6 protein-coding genes are annotated in these 7,160 nt (G+C 51.8%); 2 read left to right on the forward strand and 4 right to left on the reverse strand.

Features of this window, described 5'->3' with window-relative positions; translation table 11 throughout:
• Positions 1-97: 97 nt before the first annotated feature.
• Entirely contained in the window at positions 98-781 is a 684-nt protein-coding gene (locus tag ACR6Z4_RS31855) for an MBL fold metallo-hydrolase (RefSeq protein ID WP_479721342.1), read from the forward strand.
• 158 nt (positions 782-939) lie between these two features.
• On the opposite strand, the gene ACR6Z4_RS31860 is transcribed toward ACR6Z4_RS31855, so the two are convergent.
• From ACR6Z4_RS31860 to ACR6Z4_RS31870, 3 genes are all read right to left on the reverse strand, one after another.
• The gene (locus ACR6Z4_RS31860; RefSeq protein WP_479721343.1) at positions 940-2,151 is read right to left on the reverse strand and encodes an MFS transporter; all 1,212 of its coding nucleotides are present in this window, start codon (positions 2,149-2,151) and stop codon (positions 940-942) included.
• Between the two features lie 457 nt (positions 2,152-2,608).
• Positions 2,609-3,781, reverse strand: coding sequence for a molybdopterin-synthase adenylyltransferase MoeB (moeB, locus tag ACR6Z4_RS31865; RefSeq protein WP_479721344.1), 1,173 nt, complete (start codon positions 3,779-3,781; stop codon positions 2,609-2,611).
• 119 nt (positions 3,782-3,900) lie between these two features.
• Complete coding sequence (locus ACR6Z4_RS31870) at positions 3,901-4,410, reverse strand: M67 family metallopeptidase (RefSeq protein ID WP_479721345.1); 510 nt, start codon at positions 4,408-4,410, stop codon at positions 3,901-3,903.
• Positions 4,411-4,645: 235 nt separating this feature from the next.
• Between ACR6Z4_RS31870 and ypfJ the strand changes: the two genes are divergently transcribed.
• Positions 4,646-5,506: a KPN_02809 family neutral zinc metallopeptidase gene (ypfJ, locus tag ACR6Z4_RS31875; protein WP_479721346.1), complete on the forward strand. Its 861-nt coding sequence runs from the start codon at positions 4,646-4,648 to the stop codon at positions 5,504-5,506.
• A 229-nt stretch (positions 5,507-5,735) separates the two neighbouring features.
• Here ypfJ and tnpC read toward each other — a convergent pair.
• A partial coding sequence (gene tnpC, locus ACR6Z4_RS31880; protein ID WP_479721347.1) for an IS66 family transposase occupies positions 5,736-7,160 on the reverse strand: 1,425 nt, incomplete at its 5' end.

Genomic DNA, 7,160 nt, shown 5'->3' on the forward strand with positions numbered 1-7,160 from the left:
TTTAGATCCTCGCTTTTTTAGGAAATGCTGGGGATCTGGTTGCTGCAAAGGGCGATATAGTGAGCTTTGACCTCACAAACTCTTATCTGATAACGCTGTGTTTTCTACCAACTCTCAGGTTTCGGCTGTTAAGCCGCCACGCCCCGTTCTGGAAGGGGTGTTTGCTTTCTCTCCCAATCGCGACACGATGGGGGGCACGGCGTATTTGATTCAGCATCCGCAGGGCAACATTGTGGTGGATTGTCCGACCTGGGATGAGGGCAATCAACAGTTTTTGCAAGACCAGGGTGGGGTGCAGTGGTTGTTTTTGACGCATCGGGATGCGATCGCCAGAGCGCCCGAAATCCAGCAACGATTTGGCTGTCATGTTGTGATTCAAGAGCAAGAGGCGTATCTGTTACCAGACGTAAAGGTGACATCTTTCCATCACGGACTGGATCTTTTGCCGGGGATTGAGCTGATTTGGACACCTGGATATTCACCGGGGTCCGCCTGTCTGTATTGCGATCGCCACAACGGTATCTTATTTTCTGGTCGGCATTTGCTACCCAATCAACACGGTGAGCCAACCCCGTTACGCATTGCCAAAACCTTTCACTGGCGCAGGCAACTCCAAAGTGTTAAAACATTGCGCGATCGCTTTTCTAGTGAGACACTCACCTATCTTTGTCCGGGAGCGAACACAGGATTTTTGCGAGGTCAGCGATCGGTCGATCGAGCGTATGAACGATTGGCAACACTTGACCTGGAACACTTGGTTCAGGTGCAGCCAGGGTTATAGTTGATTGCTCGACCAGGGTGCATCGGCAACGCCGATGCACCCTGGTACACCAACTTAAAAGTTTTAGAGGGGGTGGAGGGGGTAAACCCCTCTCTTGGGGGCGCAGCCCCCAAACCCCCATGTTGCAAAATTTCGTGTTTGCAACACTAGTCGCACGTTTAAGGTTTCAGTTCAGCTTGAGGAATGACAATGCGGTAGCTGGCAAGCACGCACAAGGTTGCGATAAAAAAGGCGATCGGCGCGATAAAGGTGCCAATTTCCACCCGAATTAGTTCTGGCTGGGGAAATATCATGTTAAAGCTCATCGTGGCAGCGGCTAACCCCCCTAAATAGGTGCCGATACCGAGTCCTCCTTTTGCCGCAGGCACAAGCACCAACACCAGAGGAAAGACTCCATTCAAAACCAGACTGAGAGAGCCGATCAACATTACCACCCACGGGATTAACGTTACTGGGTTAGGGAGCAAGACGAGGAGTTCTGCAAAGGTAATGGTTGATAATAAGCCCAGACACAGCATCAACCGATTGCCCCGGCGAGTTGCGACCAATCCGGCAGGAACGGCGATCGCCGCAATGCCAAAGCCCACCATGCCCATTAACTGAGTTATATTGGCTCCGGGTAGCTGATAGCTAAAGACCTTGCCAAGCATATCCATCACCAGGCGATTGCCCCAACCGATGGTAATACCCAGTCCAGCAATTAATAGCAATGCCACAGGGGCAACGGGCTGAACCGGGGCAGCCGTCAACCCTTGTGGTGGAGTTGGTGGATCGATGGCTCTTAAAGCCGCTGCTGCCCCTAGCAACACCAGCGACCCAATCACAAACGTTGCTACAGGACCCAGGCTCAGAATCATCTGATTGACGACAGGTCTAGCCGTGCCAATCAATGCTATTGCAGCCGTCAGGAAACTGGCAGCCACTGGCAGATGCTGAATCGAGGCATATTTCATCAGCAATGACAGGACAGGACTCTGGAAAATGGTCATTGCCAATGCCCAGGACACCAGGGCAAAAATCATCACCCACTGCATCACAACACCCGGACTGTTAACGAACGTCAGCAATGGCAGCAGAATAAAGAGTGCCGAAGAGAGAATAACCCCAGCCGCAATAAACGGAAAGCGAGACCCCATCCAGTGCAAGGTGCGGTCCGATAGCCCACCCATCAACGGTTGAGTGGCGATCGCAATACCATTTTCGATGACAAACAACACCCCACCAATTTCCGCAGGCATACCAAATTCGCCCAACAACTGGGGCAAATAGGTTCCATAGATCAGCCACATGAACGATATGGCAACTTGAACGGCAGTCAGTCCAAAAACCTGTTTCCACAAAACAGCAGGATGAGAGGATGAGGTGCTCATAAGAGAATGAAGGCTGCGATCGACGACAAAGAATGAGGCAAACAATGCCTGCCTCACACATTACAACTCACAGAGAATTGCGATGGTAATTTCTGTTGTAAGAGTTGATATAGCGCTACACCCTCAGCAGGAAGGGATAGCGGTACGCATTAGGGTTAGGACGGGGTGCAGGGGTGGAACTCCTGCGTGGGGGCACCGCCCCACCCCCCTCCGATGTCCTAACTAGATTGCGTAGAACCATAATGAATTGAAACGCTGCACTCCGTGCAGCGTTTCAATTCATGACTTGTCTTAACTCGATGGCGTCAGACGCTATAGAAGAGGGGTTTGGCATTGCCAAACCCCTGTAGTAGAACCATATTTCTATGTCAGTTCCTGAGGATGACACCGTACATCAAACTCAGAAGGTCGCTGTCAGGAGTGCGGCAACGCCGCACTCCTGACAGAACACAAACTCTTAGTACTCTGGAACGGAGGGATCAACTTCGCGGCTCCACGCCGTGATCCCACCTTTAACGTTGGTGCCTTCAATCCCTGCTTCTTTCAGAATGGATAGGGCTTTGGCAGACCGTCCCCCCATCTTGCAATGGGCAATCAAGCGATGCCCGTTCAGCAGGGCTTTGACCTTAGCAACACCATCCCCATTTTCAATATCGGGTAAGGGCACCAGCACAGATCCGGGAATCTTGGCAATTTCGTATTCGCCGGGGTTGCGCACATCCAACAAAACAAAGTCATCCGCACCACTATCTAGCAGTTGCTTCAACTCTTGCACCGTCATTTCTTGCAGTTCCATTTGCTGCTTTGCCTCTTCTGCTTTGGCTTGAGGAATTCCACAAAACTCTTCGTAATCGACCAATTTTTCAATGACAGGACGAACCGGATTCGGTCGAAGCTTGAGTTCACGGAACGTCATATTGAGTGCATTGTAAATCAACAGTCGCCCATTCAGCGTTTGCCCTTTACCCAAAATAATCTTGACGGTTTCTGTTGCCTGAATTACACCAATAATTCCCGGCAAAATTCCCAATACCCCACCTTCAGCACAGGAGGGTACGAGTCCCGGCGGCGGGGGTTCGGGATAGAGGTCACGGTAGTTGGGTCCACCTTCGTAGTTAAAGACGGTGGCTTGTCCTTCAAAGCGGAAGATCGAGCCGTAGACGTTGGGTTTGTTGAGCAAAACGCAGGCGTCGTTGACCAGATAGCGAGTAGGGAAGTTATCGGTGCCATCGACCACAATGTCGTAGGGAGCCACGATGTCGAGCGCATTTTCGGACGAAATCCGGACTTCGTGTAAATCGACCTGACAGTTGGGGTTGATTTCTAAAATCCGATCTTTGGCGGAGTAAATTTTGGGTTTACCGACCCATGAGGTGCCATGAATCACCTGGCGCTGAAGGTTGGAGTTATCGACCACATCAAAGTCAACAATTCCCAGGCGTCCGATCCCCGCTGCGGCTAAATAGAGCAGTAAGGGAGAGCCAAGCCCGCCTGTACCAATGCAAAGAACACTGGCAGCTTTCAGGCGTTTTTGCCCTTCTAGCCCAACTTCGGGCAGGATCAGGTGACGGGAATAGCGTTCATATTCTTCTCGACTGAGCTGGACTTCATCCAGATTGGGATTTAGCATGATCGTTCTAGAAACAGGGATTAGGGGTTAGAGGTGAGGGATGAGGAACACAAATTAAATAAAACGTTGGCTTTATTTAATCTACGCGCCGGAGAAGGTAGCGAAACTGCCGGAGTTCGTCAGTCCGGCGAAGTGATCAAGTCTATCGGTTCGGGTTGGAACTGATGGTTTGAGTCCAAATTCCAGGATAGTAAATCTTGAGCGATCCCCTGTTGGACGGAAACAATCAGATACGAGTACCTCGACCAGGCGAGGGTGCGATCGCACTCTGAGGGTATCGCCGGGTGGTCGGTATGAGAGTGATAGATCCCAATAATATCGAACTGTTGCGTCCTGGCATATTTTTGTGCCGCCAAGATTTCTTCAGGCTCGATCCAATAGCGGTTGTGTTTGCTGAGAATGCGATCGCCAACTGGAGGGCGATCGCCCATCTCTTCTCGCTCAGCCATCCAGCTATTTTGGGTTTGCCAAACGTGTATTACCCGTTTGCTCAGTGCTTCTTCGTTATCCTTTCCAGTCCACCCCGTTGAAAAGGTGCCGAGTAATAACCCACAACACTCTTCCGGGTAGGTGTGTTCGGCGTGCTGTCGAATAGCTTGAATGTGTTCAGAATACAGGTGGAGTCCCATGTCAATCAATTGAGGGTATTGGGGATGGTGCTGGGGATTGGGGACGGCTCGCGCCGCGAGCCGTCCCCAATCCCCAGCACCGGATGGATTAGTCCTTGCGATACAAGACAGAATCGAGCATGTGTTTTAGCGTTTAGCATAGAGCAATCCTAAAACTATGGCGTGTTCGAACAGGGATCTGTCAGGGTTATAAGGTTTATGAAAGGTCAAATGCTCATGTTGGAGATCTAAACCGATGGATTGGGAAAAGGGACGACGCAGCAAAAATGTTGAAGATCGCCGGGGTCGGGGGGTGTCTGTTCCCATCGTTGGGGGCGGCATTGGTACGTTACTGTTAGCACTCTTAGTCACATTTCTAGGGGGCGACCCTACCATTCTGCTCAATCCCGGTGACTCATCTGGCGATCGCCCGGTGGGTACCTCTCCTCAAGATCCAACCACTCCAGTCACCCCCGATGCCATGACAGATTTCGTCTCCGTCGTTCTGGCGGATACCGAAGATACCTGGCATCAACTGTTTCAGGAACAGGGAGAAACCTATGTTGAACCGACCCTGGTGTTGTACTCCGATGCGGTTGAGTCAGCCTGTGGGTATGCTGAATCTGCTGTCGGTCCGTTTTACTGCCCGGGCGATCAAAAACTTTACATTGACTTGAGCTTTTACCAGGATCTGCAAAATCAGTATCAGGCACCCGGCGATTTTGCCCAGGCTTATGTGATTGCCCATGAAGTTGGGCACCATGTGCAACATTTACTGGGCATTTCTGACCAAGTGTCTCAATTGCAGCAACGCGTCAGCGAAACAGAAGCCAATCAGCTTTCAGTCAGGTTGGAACTGCAAGCCGATTGCTTTGCAGGGGTTTGGGGATATCATGCTGAGCGATCGCGGCAATTGCTAGAGCAAGGAGATGTCCAGGAAGCGTTAAATGCTGCCAGTAGCATTGGCGATGATCGGCTACAGCAACAATCGAGAGGCTACGTAGTCCCTGAGTCGTTTACCCACGGTAGCTCAGCCCAGCGAGTCAGCTGGTTTCAGAAAGGCATGGCAACAGGTGATCCGGAACAATGCAATACGTTTTCTGACCCAACGCTTTAGACTCCGGAATATCTCAATGAAAAGCATCGCAGAGTCTTCAGTCTTCTTTTAGGAGCTAATTTTCCAAGCGCAACGCGCTTGGAAAATTAGCTCCTGGCAGTTTTGAGGCGCACACCGTGCGCCTCAAAACTGCATTGAAGATCTGCTGATATAGCGGTGTATAAGTTCGTTAAGGAATGGGAATTAAATAACTCCGATGATTTGTTGTAGGGGCGAACGGCGTATGTGATTAGCGTGTGGTTAAGGAATCAGGTTTGAGCACCACCTTTTGGGCGACTTGGTCAATAAACGAGTTGCCCTGTTGATGAGCGGTTGCGGCAAGCGAGGCAAGGATTTCCCAGGTACTCGCCCCTTGCTCGGTTTTGTTGCCACAGGAAATCTTGCGACTGATCACCGCTGGACGCAGTTGTCGCTCAGCCTGGTTATTGGTCGCCTCCACCTGGGGATAATCGAGAAACGTCAACAGATGGTCTTGTTGTTTGAAGAGTCGTTGACGGATTTTCTCCTCCTGTTGACTTTGCGGGTCATGCGGTTGCGCCCGTGGCTGCGCCAACAATTGCTCAAATCGTTGGGCGAGAAACTGGCGTGATTGTTGAAACTGTTGGGGGGGCAACTGAGGCAGCAAGCGCTTGAGTAACTGAGCGCTGTGCAACAAGGCTCTGACTTCTAACAAATAGGTTGACCCTTTGCCTTGTGGGGTTTTAAGGGCGTTGGAGATGGCTTTGAGATGATGGGCATAGCACTTTTGCTGCACGGGATTCAGTCCATCGTAAATTGATAAACAGTCGCTGACTAAGACCCCTGAAAAGTGGTCTCCCAGGATGCCACGAGCCGTTTCGCGAGTGCGCGAAGCAACAATGCGGTAGTAAGTGGTTTGCTGGTTGGTGAACACCCACAAGGTGTAGCCCGGACCGTTGAGCCACCAGCCTGTCTCATCGCTGTAGACCACGTCGCTATGGCGAATCTGCTCCAACATCTGCTGATAATCCGGTTGCAGTCGCGTTGCCACCCGGGCAACCGCCTGGGACAAGCCGCCCGGCGACAACGACAAGCCAAAACACTGCTGCAATACCTGGCAACTCTTGCGTAAGGGCAACTTAAAATCCTTGTTAAGCGCGGTCGCAACCGCTAAGGCTCGCGGTCCTAAATGTGTCCCTGCGGCTCCCACCGCATGAGACACTTGCAACGGATGATGCGACTGCACTGTCTGCTGACACTGCTGACAGTGATTGCGATAGGTTCTCAAGCGAATCACCCGCGGCGTCACCTGCGGCAATTCCAAAATCGTTTGTTCAATCACTCGTTGCTGCCCTACCACCAGGGCTGCTCCACAGTCGGGACAGCACTCCAAGGGCACTTCAACCTGCTCATCACTCGCCGCCTCAGCGGGCGCTCGCCGCCACTCCCCAACATGTCCGACGCTACGCCCTGGGCGTTTTGGCTCTGCTTTGCGCCTCTCGGCGGCTATCGCAAACGGCGCGGCACTGCGAGCGGGCTGCTCTTGAACACTCGCTAATTCTTGGTGTAACTGACTAACGTGTTGCTGATAGTGCGCGATCTCCTGTTGCATCACCAGCAGTTGTCGCGCTTGTCGTTCCACTACCTGTAAGACTTGCTCAGGTTGCTCGCTCAGCCAGCCTCGCACCAACTCGAC

It is taken from the genome of Calyptranema fuscum S582, assembly GCF_055793305.1.

Coding starts and splice junctions, on each gene's coding strand:
- ACR6Z4_RS31860 (WP_479721343.1), bottom strand. CDS start 2,151: ATGAGCACCTCATCCTCTCATCCTGCTGTTTTGTGGAAACAGGTTTTT.
- moeB (WP_479721344.1), bottom strand. CDS start 3,781: ATGCTAAATCCCAATCTGGATGAAGTCCAGCTCAGTCGAGAAGAATAT.
- ACR6Z4_RS31870 (WP_479721345.1), bottom strand. CDS start 4,410: ATGGGACTCCACCTGTATTCTGAACACATTCAAGCTATTCGACAGCAC.
- ypfJ (WP_479721346.1), top strand. CDS start 4,646: ATGGATTGGGAAAAGGGACGACGCAGCAAAAATGTTGAAGATCGCCGG.